Source organism: Bordetella petrii (genome assembly GCF_017356245.1).
In the GTDB taxonomy this organism is placed as follows: Bacteria; Pseudomonadota; Gammaproteobacteria; order Burkholderiales; family Burkholderiaceae_B; genus Bordetella_A; species Bordetella_A petrii_D.
In genome coordinates, this window is sequence record NZ_JAFMZZ010000001.1 from 861,474 (window position 1) to 882,295 (window position 20,822).

Here is a 20,822-nt window from a genome sequence, read left to right on the forward strand (position 1 = left end):
GGCGGTACGCTGTCGCCCTGCCTCAGTGTGTGAATTGCCATGTCCAGAACCGTCCGTCCCCCCCGCAAGGTGCCTGCCTCCGCCAACGTCCTCACCATCATGGGGTTGTCGGAAAAACAGGCTGCGGCCCGTACCCGAAACCATCCGGGCGACCCCAGGGGATGGAAAAGCCTGGGCGCGCATTGCCTGGAAGCAGGACGCCTGGCCGAGGCGCGCGGCGCGCTCGAACGGGCGCTGGACCTGGCGCCCCGCGATGCGGAGGGCCTGCGGGTCATGGCGGACCTGCAGATCAAGGAAGGCCGCCTCGAGGATGCGCACCGGCACCTCGATACGGCACTCGGCATCGAACCGGATCACCTGCTGGGCCGCATCAAGCTGGCGGAGATCCTGCACCGGCTGGGGCGCAACGAGGAAGCCCTGCAATGCCTGGAGAAATCCACAGCCCCGGCCGGCGCGCACCGGGGAGCCTGGCTGTCCTGGCATGGCGTCATCCTGCTCGCCATGCAGCGCTACGACGAGGCGCGCCTGGATTTCGAAGCCCAGATCGAGATTGAGCCGAAGGAATACTCTCCCTGGAACAATCTGGGCAATGTCTATCGGGACACCGGCGATCTCGACCAGGCCGAGTGCTGCTATGCAAGGGCGGCGGCGCTTACCAAGGTAGACCCGCTGCCCAAGTCGAACCACCTTACCGCCTTGCACTACCAGCCGGGCGCCACCGTCGAGCACATCCTCGAGGCCTGCAAGGACTGGGGCGCGATGTTCGCGCCGGCCGTGCGCCCCGAGCGGCCCGTGCCGGCGGACCGCTCACCCGCCAAGGTGCTGCGCATCGGCATGTTCTCCGACGGCTTCCGCCAGCACCCCGTCGGCACCATGACGGTGTCGGCCCTGGAACACCTGGCCAAGCTCGGCGTCGAGATCTACGCATATACCACGAACAACTCCGTGGACGCCATCACGCGCCGCTTCATGGCGCTGGCGCGCCAATGGACGCCGATCTACCACCTGGACGACGAACAATTCGCCGCCCGCATCGTTACCGACCAGATCGACATCCTCATCGACCTGAGCGGCCACAACGCCGGCTCCCGCATCCGCGCAATGACGATGGAGCCCGCGCCGATATTGGTCAAATGGGTGGGCGGACTCATCAATACCACCGGCGTGGAAGCCATCGACTATCTGATCAGCGACAGGATCGAGTCCCCCTTGGACAGCGATCACCTGTACACCGAGAAGCTGATCCGGATGCCGGATGACTACATCTGCTTCGTCCCGCCGCCCAAGCCGCCGGAAATGGCTCCCCTGCCCGCCTTGCGCAATGGCTACATCACCTTTGGATGCTTCAACAACCCCACGAAGATCAACAAAGTACTGTTGGCCCGCTGGGCCGAGCTGATGCATGCCGTGCCGCAGTCGCGCCTCTTCCTGAAGGGCGCGGCGTACACCACCCAGGAACTGCGCCAACGCGTGGTGGATACCCTGGCCGAACACGGCATCGGCGAGGATCGCTTGCGCATCGAAGGGCGATCGCCGCATCTCGAGCTCCTGGCCCGCTACAACGACGTGGACATTGCACTGGATCCGTGGCCGTATTCCGGCGGCCTGACGACGTGCGAAGCCATGCTGATGGGCGTGCCGGTGATCACGTTGCCCGGCCCGACCTTCGCGGGGCGACATTCCGCCACCCACCTGGCCAATGCGGACATGCCGGAGCTGGTAGCCCACGACTGGGAGCAGTACCAGGCGCGCGCCGTTGAGCTTACCCGCGATCTGAACAGCCTCGCCACCATACGGAGCCACCTGCGCCAGGTGCTTCTGGACTCGCCCGTGTGCGATCCGCACAAGTTCGCCCGCCATCTCGCAGATGCGCTGCGGGCCATCTGGCAGCGCTACTGTGCGGGCAAGGCGCCTGCCGCCCTGGCGCTGGGCAAGGACGGCACAGCCTGGTTCGAGGATGAAGACCAGGCAGTACAACTCTCTCATCCCCCTGTCGCCCACGATCCGGAGAAGTTCGACTTCACTTTTTCGGGACGCATTATGGTGGTCGATCATGGCGGCCTGCTCGTCGGCCACGACGCCTTCAGCCATTTGAATAGACTCAATGCGCTGTCTATCGTTGCCTTGGACCCTGCCGGCAAACTGGACTGCTCGGGCAGTCCCGACGCTGCGCGGAATGTCCAGCACCATGCTCATATTGCCTTGGGAGACGGTGCGCCGGCCACACTGCACGTCTGTCTGGACAACTCGCTTTCAGGCACGCTGGAACCGCTGCCCGGCGAACAGCAGTCCGGCGTGCCGGCCCATCAGGCGACGACTGTTGTGGCCCGCATTCCCCTGCCCACCGTGCGCCTGGACGGCATCGAAGGCCTGTCTCATATCGACTGGCTCGTGCTGGACGATGCCAACGACAATCTCAAGATACTGAAAGGTGCGGGCCGCATCCTCGACACCGTGCTGATCACCCAGATTCGGGTGCGCTTCTCACGCATTTTCCAGACCCAGCCCTATTTGTCCGATTTCGAGCGGCTGCTCGATAGCGCGGGATTCCGCTTGTTGCGGCTGAACAGCTTTGAACACGGCAGCTATTGCGGCGAAGCCGAGGTCCGCCCCCACGCTGGTTCGCAGCTGTTGCAGGCCGACGCCGTCTTCATTCCGAATGACGCCCGGCTGCGCACACTCACCGACGATCAACGCCTGAAACTGGCCTTCCTGCTGCATATCGCGTATCAGCTCCCCGACGCGGCGTATACCGTATTGGCAGCAACGGGCAAAGACACGGCGCAGCGGTACCTGAAGCATATCGGCTGGCTCAAACCGGAGCAGGCCGCGCCTTCCGGCGCATCATTGCAGCGCGCCGCCGCGCACAACCAGCATGGCTACGACTTCCTCGAGACGCTGTGCACGGCGATAGACAAACATACGACAGCAGTGACGCGTGTATTGCCCCAGGCCTATCATTGGCGCGGGATGGACTTGCGGCGCGCCGTCGAGCGGCAACTGTTTTTCGTCGGACTATATTCGGAAGCCCCATTCCAGGCATATCTGCACGCCATAGGCGAACGGGACACCGCTCCGGAGCTCGGGGGCTATGAGCAACGCGTCTTGCTGCCCTTTTTCGACAGAGACGAAATAAGGCACTCCGTCGATTATTCAAATGAAAAGATGAAGCGCAGAAAGGTGGGCGACGGCCATCCTGTCATGCGGGCAAACATGAATGCCGGGGAAACCGAAACTGGCGTTCTGGCCGTCATTACGCATCCGAAATTCGCCCTGTATCTGCATCCCATATTGCAGGGCCTGCGGAAATCCGGTTTCTCGTACTTGTCCGTATTCAATGAACAGACCGAGGAATGGCTGCGTGACAACGATTATCCTTCGGTCGCCGTGGGTGCGGAAGGCAACGCTGCACAAACGGCTCCATGCAGCACCGTCCTGCTCAACTACGCGGGCCTTTTGCAGCTCGCCGATGCGACCCTGGCGGCCTTGGCCCGACTGCGGCCGAAATGTGTCGTGGTTCCCGAAGGCAATGCCCCCCAGGACATCATCACGCTGGAAGCGTGCAAGTTGCTGGGCATTCCATGCTATTGCGTGCAGCAAGGCTGGGCGCCTTATGTGCATACCGGCTTCCGGAACATGGCATACACCGGAATGTTCGTCTGGGGAGAGCGATTCAAGGACGTACTATCCCCCTGGAACCCGGATCAGCACTTTCTCGTAAGCGGCAGTCATGTGCTGCCATCGCCGCCGGCCGAAAAGGCGCATGCCCCTGTATTCGGCTTCTTCCTGCAAAGGCCGAATGCCCAACTGCACGTAGATACGTTTGTCTCCTTCATCAACCTGATCATTGATTTCGCGCGGGCACACCCGGAAGCCGAAATAGTGGTTCGTCCGCACCCGGGATACCCACTGTCCGATGGCATCATGCGGGTCTTGCAAGGCTTGCCGAATGTGCGGATTTCAAATCCTTTCGAGCAAAAACTGGCCGACGTGCTGGCCAGCCTCAGCGTGGCCGTCGGCATCAATAGTACGGTGCTGCTCGAAGCGATCCGGATGAATGTAGTGCCGCTTGTCTGCAGCATCGGGGCCTACAAAAAGTATCCCTTCGATTTCACCGAAATGGGAATAGGATACGAAGTATCGACTACGGCTGACGCGCGCAGGCACCTGGACGAGATGCTGCGCGCACCCGGCTCGCTGGCCGCCATGCGGCAACGACAGAAAGAAGTATCGGCTCAATTCTTTGCCGACGTAGATGCCGCAAGATTTATCGCCGACCATCTTGAAGGCGCGATTGCCGCGCCCCGTTCAGGCAGCTGATCACCACAGGCGCCAAGATACAAGGTGTCTGGCTCGCAGGTGCCAGACACCTTGCTGTTGAGACAGTCGCTGCACACTTCGGTGTCTGGCGCCTGCGGAGCCAGACACCTGGTTTACCCAAAAAAACGAGGCCGCCCACAGAGGCGGCCTCGTTTCTATGGCAGCAAAACCGCCTACTTCTTCCGCACCGGCGGCAAATCAGTGCAAACGCCTTCCGCCACTTCGGCGGCCATTCCCACCGATTCTCCCAGCGTGGGATGCGGGTGGATGGTCTTGCCGATGTCCACCATATCCGCCCCCATCTCGATCGCCAGCGCGATCTCGCTGATCAGGTCGCCGGCATGGGTGCCCACGATGCCGCCGCCCAGAATGCGATGGCTTTCGGCGTCGAACAGCAGCTTGGTGAAGCCTTCGTCGCGGCCGTTGGCGATGGCGCGGCCCGAAGCCGCCCACGGGAACAGGCCCTTCTCGACCTTGATGCCCTGCTTTCGGGCCTCGTCTTCGGTCAGGCCCACCCACGCCACTTCCGGATCGGTATAGGCCACCGACGGAATGACGCGCGCGTCGAAGAACGACTTCTGGCCGGCGGCGGCCTCGGCCGCCACATGGCCTTCATGCACGGCCTTGTGCGCCAGCATGGGCTGGCCGACCACGTCGCCGATGGCGTAGATGTGCGGCACGTTGGTGCGCATCTGCTTGTCGACTTCGATGAAGCCCCGGTCCGTCACGGCCACGCCCGCCTTGTCGGCACCGATCTTCTTGCCGTTGGGGCTGCGCCCCACGGCCTGCAGCACCAGGTCGTAGCGTTGCGGCTCTTTGGGCGCGCCCTCGCCTTCGAAGCTGACGTAGATGCCGTCTTTCCTGGCTTCGGCGCCCACCGTCTTGGTCTTCAACATGATGTTGTCGAAGCGGCCGGCGTTCATCTTCTGCCATACCTTGACCAGGTCGCGGTCGGCGCCCTGCATCAGGCCGTCCAGCATTTCCACCACGTCCAGGCGCGCGCCCAGCGTGGAATACACCGTGCCCATTTCCAGGCCGATGATGCCGCCGCCGATGATCAGCATCTTCTTCGGAATGGCGCGCAGCTGCAGCGCCCCGGTCGAATCGACGATGCGGTCGTCGTCGGGCAGGAACGGCAGCTTCACCGACTGGCTGCCGGCGGCGATGATGGCATTCTTGAAGCGGATGGTCTGGGTCTTGCCGTCAGCGCCCTTCACCGCCAGATGATGCGGGTCGGCGAATTCGCCCACACCCGTTACCACCTTGACTTTGCGGGCCTTGGCCATGCCGGCCAGGCCGCCGGTCAGCTTGGCCACCACGCTGTCTTTGTAGCCGCGCAGCTTGTCCAGGTCGATCTTGGGTTCGCCGAAGCTGATGCCGTGCGCGGCCAGGGCGCGCGCCTCGTCGATGACGGCGGCATTGTGCAGCAAGGCCTTGGACGGAATGCAGCCGACGTTCAGGCAGACGCCGCCCAGGGTTTCGTAGCGCTCGACCAGCACCGTGGACAGGCCCAGGTCGGCGGCCCGGAAGGCCGCCGAATAACCGCCCGGGCCGGCGCCCAGCACCAGCACATCGCATTCCACATCGGCCGAGCCGCTGTATTGGGCGGCAGCGGCGGCGGGTTGGTCTTTCTGCGGCGCCTTCTCCTTAGTGACGGTGTCTGACACCCGTTGGGAGTCAGACTCCTGGGAGGCGGCCGGCGCGGCTGGCGCCGGCTTGGCGTCGGCAGCCGCTTCGCCGGCCTCGACCTCCAGGATCACCTTGCCTTCGGCGACCTTGTCGCCCACCTTCACCTTCACCGACTTCACCACGCCGCCCGCCGACGCCGGAATCTCCATCGACGCCTTGTCCGACTCCACCGTGATCAGGCTTTGCTCCGGCTTGATGGTGTCGCCCTCCGACACCAGCACCTCGATCACTTCCACTTCCTTGAAGTCGCCTATGTCCGGAACCTTGATTTCCACGAGTTTGCTCATGTCTGTTTACCTTCAGGCGTGATGCGGGTTGGCTTTGGCGGGGTTGATGCCGTACTTCTTGATGGCCTCGGCCACCTTCGCAACGGGAATCGTACCCTCATCGGCCAGGGCGCGCAGGGCGGCCAGCACCACGAAATGGCGGTCGATCTCGAAGTGCTCGCGCAGCTTGTAGCGGAAGTCGGAACGGCCGAAGCCGTCGGTGCCCAGCACACGGTAGGCGCGGTCTTTGGGCACGAACGGACGGATCTGGTCGGCGAACAGCTTCATGTAATCGGTGGACGCGATGATCGGGCCCTGGGTTTTTTCCAGCTGCGTCGTCACGTACGGCACCTGCGGCTTTTTCTGCTCGGGGTGCAGCAGGTTGTGGCGCTCGGCATCCAGGCCGTCGCGGCGCAGCTCGGTAAAGCTGGTGACGCTCCAGAGGTCGGACGCCACGCCCCAGTCGGCTTCCAGCATTTCCTGGGCCGCCAGCACTTCGCGCAGGATGGTGCCCGAACCCATCAGCTGCACGCGCTGCTTGCCCTTGCCGTGCGATTTGAGCTTGTACATGCCCTTGATGATGCCTTCCTCGTCGCCCTTGGTCAGGCCGGGCTGCGGGTAGTTCTCGTTCATCACGGTCAGGTAGTAGTACACGTTCTCCTGGTCTTCCACCATGCGCTTCAGGCCATGCTGGATGATGACGGCCAGTTCGTGCCCGAAGGTGGGGTCGTACGACACGCAGTTCGGGATGGTCGAGGCCAGGATGTGGCTGTGGCCGTCTTCGTGCTGCAGGCCTTCGCCGTTGAGCGTGGTGCGCCCCGCCGTGCCGCCCAGCAGGAAGCCGCGCGCCTGCATGTCGCCGGCCGCCCAGGCCAGGTCGCCAACGCGCTGGAACCCGAACATCGAGTAATAGATGTAGAACGGGATCATGATGCGGTTGTTGGTGGAATACGACGTGGCCGCCGCGATCCACGAGCTCATGGCGCCCGCTTCGTTGATGCCTTCCTGCAGCAGCTGGCCGTCGGCCGATTCCTTGTAGTACATGACCTGGTCTTTATCGACCGGGGTGTACTTCTGCCCTTCGGGCGCGTAGATGCCGATCTGGCGGAACAGGCCTTCCATGCCGAAAGTGCGCGATTCGTCGGCCAGGATGGGCACCACGCGCGGGCCCAGGTCTTTGTCGCGCAGGATCTGGTTCAGCACGCGCACGAAGGCCTGGGTGGTCGAGATTTCACGGCCTTCGGAAGTGGGCTCGAGCACGGCCTTGAAGGCGTCCAGCGCCGGGGCCTTGAGGTGCTCGTCGGCCTTGGCGCGGCGCTTGGGCAGATAGCCGCCCAGCGCGCGGCGCCGTTCGTGCAGGTACTGCATTTCGGGCGAATCTTCGGCCGGCTTGAAGTACGGCAGCTTTTCGAGCTGGTCGTCGGGAATGGGAATGGCGAAGCGGTCGCGGAACTCGCGGATCGAATCCAGTTCCAGTTTTTTCTGCTGGTGGGTGGGGTTCTTGGCCTGGCCCACATGGCCCATGCCGTAACCCTTGATGGTCTTGGCCAGAATGACGGTGGGCTGGCCCTGGTGCGTGGCGGCCGACTTGAAGGCCGCGTACACCTTGTGGGGATCGTGGCCGCCGCGGTTCAGGCGCCAGACGTCTTCGTCGCTCATGCGCGACACGGCTTCGAGCAGCTTGGGATGCTTGCCGAAGAAGTGCTCGCGCACGAACTTGCCGTCATTGGCCTTGTAGGCCTGGTATTCGCCGTCGACCGTGTCTTCCATGATCTGGCGCAGAATGCCTTCTTTGTCGTGCGCCAGCAGCGGATCCCAGTAGCCGCCCCAAATCAGCTTGATGACGTTCCAGCCCGAGCCGCGGAAATCGCCTTCGAGTTCCTGGATGATCTTGCCGTTGCCGCGCACCGGGCCGTCCAGGCGCTGCAGGTTGCAGTTGATGACGAAGATCAGGTTGTCCAGTTTTTCGCGCGCGGCCAGGGCGATGGCGCCCAGCGATTCGGGCTCGTCCATTTCGCCGTCGCCGCAGAACACCCAGACCTTGCGCTTGCTGGTGTCGGCCAGGCCGCGGGCGTGCAGGTACTTCAGGAAGCGGGCCTGGTAAATGGCCATCAGCGGGCCCAGGCCCATCGACACCGTGGGAAACTGCCAGAATTCCGGCATCAGCTTGGGGTGCGGATACGACGACAGGCCCTTGCCGTCGACTTCCTGGCGGAAGTGATCCAGCTGCTCGGCGGTAAGGCGGCCTTCAAGATAGGCGCGGCCGTACATGCCGGGCGAGGTATGGCCCTGGAAATACACCAGGTCGCCGCCGTGTTCGGCGTCTTCGGCGTGCCAGAAGTGGTTCTGGCCGCAGCCGATCATGGTGGCCAGCGATGCGAACGAGGCGATGTGGCCGCCCAGGTCGCCGCCATCGGGCGGATTGTGCTTGTTGGCCTTCACCACCATCGCCATGGCGTTCCAGCGCACATACGAGCGAATGCGCGATTCCAGCTCGAGATTGCCGGGGTGAGCGGGCTCGAGCGCGGGCGGGATGGTGTTGACGTAGGCCGTATTGGGCGAAAATGGGATGTGCGCGCCAGAGCGGCGGGCCTCGTCGATCAGGCGTTCCAGCAGGTAATGGGCGCGCTCGGGGCCTTCGCGGTCGAGCACGGCGGCCAGGGCTTCGAGCCACTCCTGGGTTTCCAGGGTGTCTTCATCATTGGCGGCAGATAGCGCGCTAGCCTGGGCATTAGAGGACATCGTGTGTCTCCTGTGGGAGTTCTGAGCACGCCCGCCCCGGGGATAGCGGGTCGGGCAGACCAATGGTTCCGGCACTTGCCGGGATTATCCACTGCCCGGGCGGTCGATCGATGACGCACGGCAGGGACGCTAAAGGCGAAGAGTAACCCGTCCCGGGGAAAATTTCATGTTGCGGTACGGCATTTCATAATACGAAATATTGACAGAAAACTGAACGACACCGGCCCATCTGGCGCCGCCAGCCGCCGCCTGCCCGCGCAACCGCGCGCAACACGCTCTAAAATGCCGGCTCTATACGGCCCGAACGTTATGTCCAGCCCGCACAAGTCCAATATTCCGAACTCGTTCCACGACCACGCCCGGCAGCGCCGGCGCGGGGTGTACTGGGTGACGCCGGCCGTCGTGCTGATCCTGTACCTGTGCGTGATGGGCGCCTTCTTCTGGCTGCAGCGCCTGCACGACGACAGCGTCATGTTCGTGACCATCGACCAGGAAGTGCGCCAGCAGCGCCTGATCTGGGTGGTGCTGGCCCTGTCGTGCGTGATCATCATCAGCCTGCTGATGCTGTGGCGCTATACGCGCTTCCGGTCCAGCGCCGAAGCCGCCCTCATCGCCGAGACCGGGTTCCGCCGCGCCATGGAAAACTCCATGTCCACCGGCATGCGCGTGCTCGACATGGAAGGCCGCATCGCCTATGTAAACCCGGCCTTCTGCCGCATGATCGGCTGGAACGAGGCCGACCTGATCGGCCGCAGCCCGCCGTTCCCGTACTGGGTGCCGGGCCGCCACGAACAGCACCAGCATACGCTGGATGTCCTGACTTCGGGCAAGACCCCCAGCAGCGGGCTCGAAGTCGAGGCGCAGCGCCGCGACGGCTCGCGCTTTACGGCGCGCATGTATGTGTCGCCGCTGCTCGACCCCAACGGCACGCAGATCGGCTGGATGACCTCGATGACGGACATCACCGAGCCCAAGCGCATCCGCGAGGCCCTGACCGCGGCGCACGAGCGCTTCATGACCGTGCTGGAAGGCCTGGACGACGCCATTTCGGTCACGGCCGACACCCACGACGGCCTGGAACTGCTGTTCGCCAACCGCACGTACCGCCGGGTGTTCGGCGCCCAGACGGGCGGGCACGACGAACTGCTGGCCGGGCGCCGCGGCCGCTTCACCGACGAGTCGGTCGAGGTATTCGCGCCATCGGTACAGCGCTGGTTCGAAGTGCACCACCGCATGCTGGCCTGGACCGACGGGCGCCGGGTGCGCATGCAGGTGGCGCGCGACATCACCGAGCGCCGCAACCACGAAGAAGCCTCGCGCGTGCAGCAGGAAAAAATCCAGCTGACCAGCCGCCTGACCACCATGGGCGAAATGGCCTCGTCGCTGGCCCACGAGCTCAACCAGCCCCTGACCGCCATTGCCAACTACAGCATGGGCGCCGTGGCGCTGGTCAAGGCGGGGCACACCAGCCCCAACATGCTGCTGCCGGCGCTGGAAAAAGCCGCCTCGCAGGCCGAGCGCGCCGGCAAGATCATCAGCCGCATCCGCGAATTCGTGAAGCGCAGCGAGCCGCGCCGCCAGCGCGTGCCCATCAGCCGCATCGTCGACAACGCCATCGGCTTCGCCGAGATCGACGCGCGCAAGCGCCGCATCCGCATCGAGCCGTTCGTGCCGTCCAATGCCCCCGACGTGCTGGCCGACCCCATCCTGATCGAACAGGTATTGCTGAACCTGCTGAAAAACGGCCTGGAGGCCATGGAAAAAAGCGAATCCGACGAACTCAAAGTCGCCGTGATCCCGCACGAACAGCAGATCGAAGTGGCCGTGGTCGACCGCGGCCACGGCCTGGCCGAGCCCGAACGCCTGTTCGAGCCCTTCTTCAGCACCAAGTCGCAAGGCCTGGGCATGGGGCTGAACATCTGCCGTACCATAATCGAGTCGCATCACGGCCGCCTATGGGCCGACCCTAACCCCGCTGGCGGTACTATTTTCCGCTTTACCCTGCCCTGCGCCACGCCCGACAAGCATGCGCAGAGTGATCAGCCCGAGGAGTTGCACGCATGAACACCCCCCCCCAGTCGAGCACGGTATTCATTGTCGATGACGACGAAGCGGTACGCGATTCACTGCGCTGGCTGCTGGAAGCCAACGGCTATCGCGTTCGCGCGTTCGCCAGCGGCGAGACGTTTCTTGAAGAATACGACGCCAGCCAGGTGGGCGTCCTGATCGCCGATGTGCGCATGCCCGGCATGAGCGGCCTCGAGCTGCAGGAACAGATCCTGGCGCGCAACGCCCCGCTGCCCATCGTGTTCATCACCGGCCACGGCGACGTACCCATGGCGGTGTCCACCATGAAGAAGGGCGCGGTCGATTTCCTGGAAAAGCCTTTCAACGAATCCGACCTGCGCGAGATCGTGGCGCGCATGCTCGAACAGGCCACCCAGCGCATCAGCCAGTTCCAGGCCCAGAAAGACCACGAAGCCATGCTGGCGCGCCTGACGGCCCGCGAACAACAAGTGCTGGAACGCATCGTGGCGGGCCGGCTGAACAAGCAGATCGCCGACGACCTGGGCATCAGCATCAAGACCGTCGAGGCCCATCGCGCCAACATCATGGAAAAACTTGAAGTCACCACGGTCGCCGACCTGATGAAAGTCGCGCTGGCCAAACCCGAGGCGCATGCATGACCCGGCAGGACCCTTCCACCCCGGCGCGCGCGGGTGCGCGCATCATCGACGGCGCCGCCCTGGCGCTGCGCATTCGTGAAGATGTCGCCCGGCGCGTGCAGGCACTGGCCGCCAAGGGCGTGCGCCCCGGCCTGGCCGTGGTGCTGGTCGGCGACGACCCGGCCTCGCAAGTGTACGTTCGCAACAAGGTGGCGGCCTGCGAAAAAGCCGGCCTGTACTCCATCAAAGAGCAGTACCCGGCCGACATGACCGAAGCCGAGCTGCTGGCGCGCATCGACAAGCTCAATCGCGACCCCGCCATCCACGGCATTCTGGTGCAGCTGCCCCTGCCGCCGCACATGAACAGCCACAAGGTCATCGAGGCCATCGCCGCCGAGAAAGACGTGGACGGCTTCCATATCAGCAATGCCGGCCTGCTGATGACCGGCCAGCCGCTGTTCCGGCCGTGCACGCCCTACGGCGTCATGAAGATGCTGGAAGCCGAAGGCGTGGCCCTGCGCGGCGCCGAGGCGGTGATCGTGGGCGCCAGCAATATCGTCGGCAAGCCCATGGCCATGCTGCTGCTGCAGGCCGGCGCCACCATCACCATCTGCAATTCCAAAACCCGCGACCTGGCGGCCCAGACGCGCCGCGCCGACGTGCTGGTGGTAGCCACCGGCAAGCCGGGCATGATCGACGGCAGCATGATCAAGCCGGGTGCGGTGGTGATCGACGTGGGCATCAACCGCGGCGCCGACGGCAAGCTGTGTGGCGACGTCGATTTCGCCTCGGCCCGCGAAGTGGCCGGCGCCATCACGCCGGTGCCGGGCGGCGTGGGGCCCATGACCATCGCCATGCTGCTGGTCAACACCGTCGAGGCCGCTGAAAGGGCGTGATAGCCCCCCCCCGAAGCGCTGCGCGCTTCCCCCCCAGGGGGGCGACGCTTGCCAGGTGTCTGACTCCCGCCAGGGTGTCAGACACCGAGGTGCGCAACAGTTGTCTCAGCCTTGCGGTGTCTGACACCCTGGCGGGAGTCAGACACCTTAAGACACCTTAAGGTCCCGGGGAATTCCGCTTGATTTCCAGCCCGTCCGCCCTCATCTGTTCCTGTACAGATTCTTTTTCCCACAGCAACCGCCCATGACCCAGAATCCCCTGCTCGCCCCCGTTTCCGGCCTGATCGATTATGCGGCCGTCCAGCCCGGGCATATCGTGCCCGCCATCCAGGAATTGCTGGGCATCGCGCGCCAGGCGGTCGAGGCGGCCGCCGATCCGGCCGTGCCGGCCGAGTGGAATACGGTGGTCGAGCCGCTGGATGCGGTCACCGAGCGGCTGTGGCGCGCCTGGTCGGTGGCGGGCCACCTGAACGCCGTGGTCAACACCCCGGAACTGCGCGAAGCCTATAACACCGCCCTGCCCCTGGTCACCGAGTTCTCGACCTGGGTCGGCCTGCACGAAGGGCTGTACCGCCAGTACCAGCGCCTGCGCGCCGCGTCCGGCTTCGACGGCTGGGATCCGGTGCGCCGCCGGGTGGTCGAGCTGGCGCTGCGCGATTTCCGCCTCAGCGGGGTCGAACTGCAGGGCCCGGCGCGCGAACGCTATGCCGCCATCTCCGACCGCGAGGCCCAGGTGACGCAGAAGTTTTCCGAAAACGTACTCGATGCGCGCGACGCCTGGTCGCTGTTCATCGACGATGAAACGCGGCTGGCCGGCCTGCCGGCCGACGTGCTGCACGCCACCCGCCAGGCCGCTCAGGACGACGGCAAGCCGGGCTGGAAGCTGACGCTGAAAATGCCCTGCTACCTGCCGGTGATGCAATATGCGCGCGACCGCGATCTGCGCGAACAGATGTACCGCGCCTACGGCACCGTGGCATCCGAACAGGGCGATACGCGCTTCGACAACTCGCCCCTGATCGAAGAGCTGCTGGCGCTGCGCGCCGAAGAATCGGCCCTGCTCGGCTACGGCACGTTTGCCGCGCTGCGCCTGCAGACCCGCATGGCGCGCGATGCCGATGAAGTGGTCAAGTTCCTGCGCGACCTGGCCGCGCGCGCGCGCCCCTACGCCGAGCGCGACCTGGCCGAACTCAAGGCCTACGCGGCCGCCGAGCTGGGGCTGGACGCGCTGCAGCCCTGGGACGTGGCCTATGCGTCCGAACGCCTGCGCGAAGCGCGCTATGCGTATTCCGAAGACGAGATCAAGCAGTATTTCACCGAGCCGCGCGTGCTCGAAGGACTGTTCCAGGTCATCGAAACGCTGTTCGACGTGCGCTTGCGTGAAACCGAGGTGTCGCGCTGGCAGGCCGACGTGCGCGGCGTGCGCGTGGAAACGCCCGACGGCGCGCTGGTCGGCCACCTGTACCTGGACCTGTATGCGCGCGCCGGCAAACAAAGCGGCGCCTGGGTCGACAGCGAGCGCAATCGCCGCCGCGCGGGCGGCGAGCTGCAGACGCCCGTGGTGTACCTGACCTGCAATTTCGCGCGGCCCGGCGACGGCAAGCCCGCGCTGCTGACCCACGACGACGTCATCACCCTGTTCCACGAAACCGGCCACGCCCTGCACGCGCTGCTGTCGGAAGTGGACGAGCCCGCGGCCTCGGCGTTTTCCGCCGTCGAATGGGACGCCATCGAGCTGCCTTCGCAGTTCATGGAAAATTTCTGCTGGGAATGGCCGGTGGTGCAGCGCCTGTCGGCGCACGTCGACAACGGCCAGCCGCTGCCGCGCGCGCTGTACGACAAGCTGGTGGCGGCCCGCAACTTCCAGAGCGGCATGCAGACCGTACGGCAGATCGAGTTCGCGCTGTTCGACATGCTGCTGCACGATCGCGGCCAGGGCGCGTCCATCGCCGACACGCTGGCCCTGCTGCAGCAGGTGCGCAAAGAAGTGGCCGTGCTGTTCCCGCCGGCCTGGCACCGCCTGCCGCACAGTTTCTCGCACCTGTTCGCCGGCGGCTACGGGGCCGGCTACTACAGCTACAAGTGGGCGGAAGTGCTGTCGGCCGACGCCTACGAGGCTTTCGAAGAGGCCGCCCGGGCGGGCCAGCATGGCACGCTGGATGCGGCGACGGGCGCGCGTTTCCGCAAAGAGATCCTGGCGGTGGGCGGCGCCCGGCCGGCGGCGGAATCGTTCCAGGCCTTCCGCGGGCGCGGGCCGAAGATCGATGCGCTGCTGCGACACAGCGGAATGGTGGCGGGCCAAGGGCGGCTTTGAGCCGTCGCGTGCCATACGGGTAGGAAAGAACCCAACACGTTAGAATCGTGCCTGTTGCCGTTCTGATTTGCTGCGCGCCCGCGCGCGTGATACCGACATGCCTGCTTTTTTCTCTGGCCGCGTCTGGCGTGCCCTGTTGCTGGCCACTTGCACGCTGCTGGCCGCGTGCGGCGACAAGGCCGCCGACTGGACCCTGTACGACATCAAGGGCCACCTGCCCGACCTGCAATTCCAGCTCGACGGCGCGGGCGGCAAGACGGTTTCCAGCGACGACCTGAAGGGCAAGACCGTGCTGCTGTTCTTCGGCTATGCCAGCTGCCCCGACATCTGCCCCACCACCATGGCGCAACTGACTGCGGTGCTGCAGCAGCTGGGCAGCCAGGCCGACCAGGTGCGCATCGTGTTCGTCAGTGTCGATCCGCACCGCGATACGCCCGACATATTGCAGGCGTATGTCGACGCCTTCAACAACAACGCCATCGGCGTCACCGGCAGCGAAAAGCAGATTGCCGATCTGGCGCGCCGCTACCGCGTGGCCTACCAGATCGAAAAGCCCCGGCCCGGTGATTCGGCCGACGTCTACGACGTCACGCACAGCCGTGGCGTGTATATTTTCGACAATGCGGGCAAGGCGCGCCTGCTGGCCTCGGATACCGACGGTATCGACGCCATCGTCAAGGATCTGCGCCAATTGATCGACATCACCAGCTAAATCTGGCCCCTGCCGGCGGGCGGCGGCCCCTGCCCCGCCACGCGGACCGCCGGGCAGTCTGTTGCGCGGATGCCCCAAATACGTGTTGTTACAGTTTCAGCCCGGGCACGGTGAGTATCATCCCAACGCTTACCCTACACCCTGAAAGAGGAGCACGCGCATGAGCATTATCATCATGATCATCGTCGGCTTTGTGGTCGGTCTCATTGCCCGCGCCATCATGCCCGGCGACCAGAACATGGGCATCATCATGACCACCATCCTGGGCATCATCGGCGCGGTCGTGGCCGGCTTTCTCGGCCAATCGCTGGGCTGGTACGCCCCCGGCGAGCCGGCGGGCTGGATCGGCTCGGTGGTCGGCGCCATCGTGGTGCTGTTCGTGGTGGGCCTGATCACCAAGAAGCGCGCATAACGCACCGCGCATAGCAAAAAAGGGCGGCCCTGGAGGGCCGCCCTTTTTGCCGCCGGGCCGCCCCAAGGCAAGAAACGCCCCCTCGGGGGGCAGCAAGCGCAGCGCAGCGTGGGGGCCTTTTTTTGCGCCGGGCCCCGGCCTAGCGCGCGGCCACGCTGTGCTCGGTCCAGCCGCCGCCCAGGGTCCGGTACAGGGTGACCAGGTTGGACAGCCGCGCCAGCCGCGTTTCCACCAGCACTTGCTGCGACGAATACAGCGAGCGCTGCGCGTCCAGCACGCTCAGGTAGTTGTCGATGCCCTGTTCGAAGCGCTGCTGCGACAGGTTGTAGGCGCGCTGGCTGGCATCGACCAGCAGGCGCTGCGCCTCGATCTGGGACTGCAGCGTGCCGCGCCCGGCCAGCGCATCCGAGACTTCGCGGAACGCCGTCTGGATGGACTTCTCGTATTGCGCCACCTGGATGTTCTTGCGCACCTTGGAAGCATCCAGGCTGGCGCGCAACGCGCCGCCGGCAAAAATGGGCATGGTGATGCTGGGCGCGAAGCTCCAGGCCCCGGAGCCGGCATCGAACAGCCCGCCCAGGCTGGCGCTGGCGGTGCCGGCGCTGCCTGTCAGGCTGATGGTGGGAAAGAACGCCGCGCGCGCGGCGCCGATATTGGCATTGGCCGCCTTCAGCTGGTGCTCGGCCGCGCGGATGTCGGGACGCCGCGCCAGCAAGTCGGACGGCAGGCCGGCGGGCAGCGTGCGCGGCATGATGCCGTCGGGCAGCGTGGTGGCCTGGTCCAGCTGCGCCACCACGTCCGCCGGCAGCGGCTGGCCCACCAGCAGCACCAGCGCGTTGCGGTCCTGGGCCGCCATGCGCGTGTATTGCGACAAGTTGCGCTGGGCGGTGCGCAGCGCAATCTCGGCCTGGCTCAGGTCCAGTTCGGTGGCCACGCCCAGGTCGTAGCTCTGCTTGGTCAGTTTGTACGAATCCTGCTGGGCGGCCAGGGTGGATTGCGTCAGGCTCAGCAGTTCCTGGTCGGCGCGCAGCGTCAGGTAGGCGCTGGCGGTTTCCGCGACCAGGGCCAGCTGCGTGGCGGTGCGCGTCTCGTCCTGCGCCAGGTAGGTTTCCAGCGCCTGCTCGCTCAGGCTGCGAATGCGTCCGAACAAGTCCAGTTCCCAGGCCGAGATGGCGCCGCCCACCTGGTAGCTGCGGCTGATGCCGGCTTGGCCGCTCTGGGTCAGGTCGCCAGGCTGGCGCTGTACCGAACCCTGGCCGGCAATGCCCACGCCGGGCAGCAGGTCGGCGCGCTGGATGCGGTATTGCGCGCGCGCCTCTTCGACATTAAGGGCCGCCACCCGCAGGTCGCGGTTGGCCTCCAGCGCCATCGAGATCAGGCGCTGCAGCAGCGGATCGGCGAAGAAATCGCGCCAGCCGATGTCGGCCGCGGCGGCGTCCGCTGCGCCGGCCTGGCCCGCCGGCCCGTATGCCGGGCCGGCGGGAAAAGCGTCGCTGACCGGCGCCGCGGGGCGTTCATAGGTGGGCGCCAGCGAGCAGCCCGCCAGGGCCGCGGCCAGCGCCAGCGTCAGGAAAGATCGATGCATGGTCGGGTTCATTGCGGTTGCTCCCCGGGCTGCGCCGACGGCGCAGGCGGCAAGGCGGCGGCGTCCTGCGGTTCGTCCTCGCCTTCGTCGTCGTCATCGTGGCGCTCGCTGTGGCGCTTGACCTTGAACAGGCGCAGCATCACTACAAAGAACACCGGCACGAAGAAAATGGCCAGGAAGGTGCCGGCCAGCATGCCGCCGATCACTCCGGTGCCGATGGCGTGCTGGCTGCCCGAGCCGGCCCCGGTCGATATGGCCAGCGGAACCACGCCCAGGATGAACGCCATCGAGGTCATCAGGATGGGCCGCAGGCGCTGGCGCGCGGCGTGCACGGCGGCCTCGATCAGGCTGGCGCCTTCTTCGTAGTGGGCCTTGGCGAATTCCACGATCAGGATCGCGTTTTTCGCGCTGAGCCCCACCGTGGTCAGCAGGCCGACCTGGAAATACACGTCGTTGGACAGGCCGCGCAGCAGCGTGGCCGCCAGCACCCCGATGACGCCCAGCGGCACCACCAGCATGACGGATGTCGGGATCGCCCAGCTTTCATACAGGGCGGCCAGGCACAGGAACACCACGATCAGCGAAATTGCGTACAGGGCCGGGGCCTGCGAGCCGGACAGGCGCTCTTCGTACGACAGGCCGGTCCATTCGTAGCCCACGCCGGTGGGCATGGTGGCGGCGATGCGCTCCATCTCGGCCATGGCCTCGCCCGAGCTGTAGCCCGGCGCCGCCTGGCCCTGGATGTTGAACGACGGCACGCCGTTGTAGCGGTCGAGCCGCTGCGGGCCGTAGGTCCAGTGGGCCGAAGCGAAGGCCGAAAACGGCACCATGCCGCCGGACTGGTTGCGCACGTACCATTTGTCGAGGTCGGAGGGCAGCATGCGCGCCGCGGCCTCGCCCTGCACGTATACCTTTTTCACGCGGCCGCGGTCCAGGAAGTCGTTGGCGTACGATCCGCCCCATGCGGTCGACAGCGTGCTGTTGATGTCGGAGATCGCCACGCCCAGCGCGCGCGCCTTCTCGCGGTCGATGTCCAGCTGGTATTGCGGCGCGTCTTCCATGCCGTTGAGCCGCACCCCCACCAGCTTGGGGCTTTTGGCGGCCTCGGCCAGGAACTGGTCGCGCGCCTGGGCCAGGCGCTCGTGGCCCAGCCCTGCCTGGTCCATCAGCTGGAAGTCGAAGCCGAGCGCATTGCCCAGCTCCATGACCGCGGGCGGAGCAAAGGCGGTGACGCGCGCATCGTGCAGGTGCGTGGCAAAGTAGGCGTTGGCGCGCTGGGCCAGCGCGCCGACCTTCAGCGCGTCGTCGCCGCGCTCTTTCCAGTCGCGCAGCTTGATGAACAGGATGGCCGAGTTCTGGCCGCGGCCGCCGAAGCTGAAGCCGTGCACCGCGAATACCGACGCCACCGCGTCTTTCTCGTCTTCGAGCAGATAGCGGGTGGCGGCTTCGACGGTGTGGCTGGTGCGCTCGGCGGTGGCGCCGGCCGGCGCCTGCACCTGCGCGAACAGGATGCCCTGGTCTTCGTTGGGCAGGAACGAGGTGGGAATGCGCGTGAACATCCAGCCCATGGCCACCAGCAGCAGCAGGTAGATGAGCATCAGGCGCTTGGGGCGGCTGAGCCCGCGCGCCACCGAGTTGGCATAGCCGTGGTTGGAGCGGTCGAAGAACCGGTTGAACCAGCCGAAGAAACCCGTCTTGGCGGCATGGTGCCCCTTGGGCACGCGCTTGAGCAGCGTGGCGCACAGGGCCGGCGTGAAAATGATGGCCACCAGCACCGACAGCACCATCGACGACACGATGGTGATCGAGAACTGGCGGTAGATCACGCCCGTGGACCCGCCGAAAAAGGCCATGGGCACGAACACGGCCGACAGCACCAGGGCGATGCCGATCAGCGCGCCGGTGATCTGGCCCATGGACTTGCGCGTGGCCTGCCTGGGCGACAGCCCCTCTTCGGCCATGACCCGCTCGACGTTTTCCACCACCACGATGGCGTCATCGACCAGCAGGCCGATGGCCAGCACCATGCCGAACATGGTCAGGGTATTGATGGAATAGCCGAAGGCGGCCAGCACGCCGAAGGTGCCCAGCAGCACTACCGGCACGGCCAGGGTGGGAATCAGCGTGGCCCGGAGGTTCTGCAGGAACAGGTACATCACCAGGAACACCAGGATGATGGCCTCGATCAGGGTGTGGATCACGCTTTCGATCGACAGGGCCACGAACGGCGAGGTGTCGTACGGATAGACCACGTCCATCCCGGGCGGGAAGAACGGCTTGAGCCGGTTGATGGTGTCGCGCACGGCGTCGACCGTGTCCAGCGCGTTGGCTCCCGGCGCCAGCTTGATGGCCAGGCCCGAGGCGGGCTTGCCGTTGTAGTAGCTGTCGATGGAATAGTTCTGCGCGCCCAGCGACACGCGCGCCACGTCGGACAGCCGCACCTGCGAGCCGTCGGCGTTCACCTTCAGCAGTATCTTGCCGAACTCTTCTGGCGTCTGCAGGCGCGACGGGCCGATGATGGTGGCGTTGAGCTGCTGGCCGCGCACGGCCGGCAGGCCGCCCAGCTCGCCCGACGACACCTGCACGTTCTGCTCTTTGACGGCGTTCATGACATCGACCGTGGTCAGGTCGAAGGCCAGCAGCTTGTCGGGGTCCAGCCAGATGCGCATGGCGTACTGCGAGCCGAACAGCTGGAAGTCGCCCACCCCGGCCGTGCGGCTGACCGGATCCTGCACGTTGGCCGCCACATAGTTGGCCAGGTCTTCCTTGGCCATGCTGCCGTCGGTGGAAATGAAGCCGGCCACGATCAGGAAGTTCTTGGTGGCCTTGCTGACGCGGATGCCCTGCTGCTGCACTTCGAGCGGCAGCAGCGGCTGCGCCACCGCCAGCTTGTTCTGCACCTGCACCTGGGCCGTGTCGGGATCGGTGCCCTGGGCGAAAGTCAGCGTGATCGACATGCTGCCGTCGGAATTGCTTTCCGACGAGATGTAGTTCAGGTTGTCGATGCCGTTCATCTGCTGTTCGATGACCTGCACCACGCTGTCCTGCACCGTCTGCGCCGATGCGCCGGGGTAGTTGACCCGGATGCTGATGGCCGGCGAAGCGATGTTGGGATACTGCGCCACCGGCAGCTGCAGGATCGCCAGCGCGCCCGCCATCATCAGGACGATGGCGACCACCCAGGCGAAGACCGGCCGGTCGATGAAAAACTTGGCCATGC

General features: G+C 65.4%; 11 protein-coding genes. 7 read left to right on the top strand and 4 right to left on the bottom strand.

What is annotated here, in order from left to right; genetic code table 11:
* Positions 1–39: 39 nt before the first annotated feature.
* Positions 40–4,320 carry a tetratricopeptide repeat protein gene (locus tag J2P76_RS04120; protein ID WP_207404657.1) on the top strand — a complete coding sequence of 1,427 codons (4,281 nt, stop codon included), beginning with the start codon at positions 40–42 and terminating at the stop codon, positions 4,318–4,320.
* Positions 4,321–4,493: 173 nt separating this feature from the next.
* Here J2P76_RS04120 and lpdA read toward each other — a convergent pair whose 3' ends face one another.
* Both lpdA and aceE read right to left on the bottom strand, forming a co-directional pair.
* Complete coding sequence (lpdA, locus tag J2P76_RS04125; protein ID WP_207404659.1) at positions 4,494–6,296, bottom strand: dihydrolipoyl dehydrogenase; 1,803 nt, start codon at positions 6,294–6,296, stop codon at positions 4,494–4,496.
* A gap of 12 nt (positions 6,297–6,308) precedes the next feature.
* Positions 6,309–9,017 (bottom strand): pyruvate dehydrogenase (acetyl-transferring), homodimeric type, encoded by a 2,709-nt coding sequence (gene aceE, locus J2P76_RS04130; protein WP_207404661.1) that lies wholly within the window; start codon positions 9,015–9,017, stop codon positions 6,309–6,311.
* A 309-nt stretch (positions 9,018–9,326) separates the two neighbouring features.
* Between aceE and J2P76_RS04135 the strand changes: the two genes are divergently transcribed.
* The 6 genes from J2P76_RS04135 (at position 9,327) to J2P76_RS04160 (ending at position 16,017) form a co-directional block, all read left to right on the top strand.
* A complete protein-coding gene (locus J2P76_RS04135) occupies positions 9,327–11,081 on the top strand; it encodes a PAS domain-containing sensor histidine kinase (protein WP_207404663.1) in 1,755 nt (584 codons plus the stop codon).
* Positions 11,078–11,704: a response regulator transcription factor gene (locus tag J2P76_RS04140; RefSeq protein ID WP_207404664.1), complete on the top strand. Its 627-nt coding sequence runs from the start codon at positions 11,078–11,080 to the stop codon at positions 11,702–11,704. Before J2P76_RS04135 ends, J2P76_RS04140 begins: the two co-directional genes overlap by 4 nt.
* Positions 11,701–12,579, top strand: a complete 879-nt coding sequence (gene folD / locus J2P76_RS04145; protein ID WP_207404666.1) for a bifunctional methylenetetrahydrofolate dehydrogenase/methenyltetrahydrofolate cyclohydrolase FolD — start codon at positions 11,701–11,703, stop codon at positions 12,577–12,579. Before J2P76_RS04140 ends, folD begins: the two co-directional genes overlap by 4 nt.
* Positions 12,580–12,823: 244 nt before the next feature.
* On the top strand, positions 12,824–14,893 hold the full coding sequence (locus J2P76_RS04150; RefSeq protein WP_207404668.1) for a M3 family metallopeptidase: 2,070 nt from the start codon (positions 12,824–12,826) through the stop codon (positions 14,891–14,893).
* A 97-nt stretch (positions 14,894–14,990) separates the two neighbouring features.
* The gene (locus J2P76_RS04155; protein ID WP_207404670.1) at positions 14,991–15,605 is read left to right on the top strand and encodes an SCO family protein; all 615 of its coding nucleotides are present in this window, start codon (positions 14,991–14,993) and stop codon (positions 15,603–15,605) included.
* Between the two features lie 160 nt (positions 15,606–15,765).
* Entirely contained in the window at positions 15,766–16,017 is a 252-nt protein-coding gene (locus tag J2P76_RS04160; protein WP_207404671.1) for a GlsB/YeaQ/YmgE family stress response membrane protein, read from the top strand.
* Positions 16,018–16,156: 139 nt separating this feature from the next.
* Here J2P76_RS04160 and adeC read toward each other — a convergent pair whose 3' ends face one another.
* Together adeC and J2P76_RS04170 are read right to left on the bottom strand one after the other, a co-directional pair.
* The gene (adeC, locus tag J2P76_RS04165) at positions 16,157–17,614 is read right to left on the bottom strand and encodes an AdeC/AdeK/OprM family multidrug efflux complex outer membrane factor (protein ID WP_278253089.1); all 1,458 of its coding nucleotides are present in this window, start codon (positions 17,612–17,614) and stop codon (positions 16,157–16,159) included.
* The gene (locus J2P76_RS04170) at positions 17,611–20,820 is read right to left on the bottom strand and encodes an efflux RND transporter permease subunit (protein ID WP_207404675.1); all 3,210 of its coding nucleotides are present in this window, start codon (positions 20,818–20,820) and stop codon (positions 17,611–17,613) included. Before J2P76_RS04170 ends, adeC begins: the two co-directional genes overlap by 4 nt.
* Positions 20,821–20,822 lie beyond the last annotated feature (2 nt).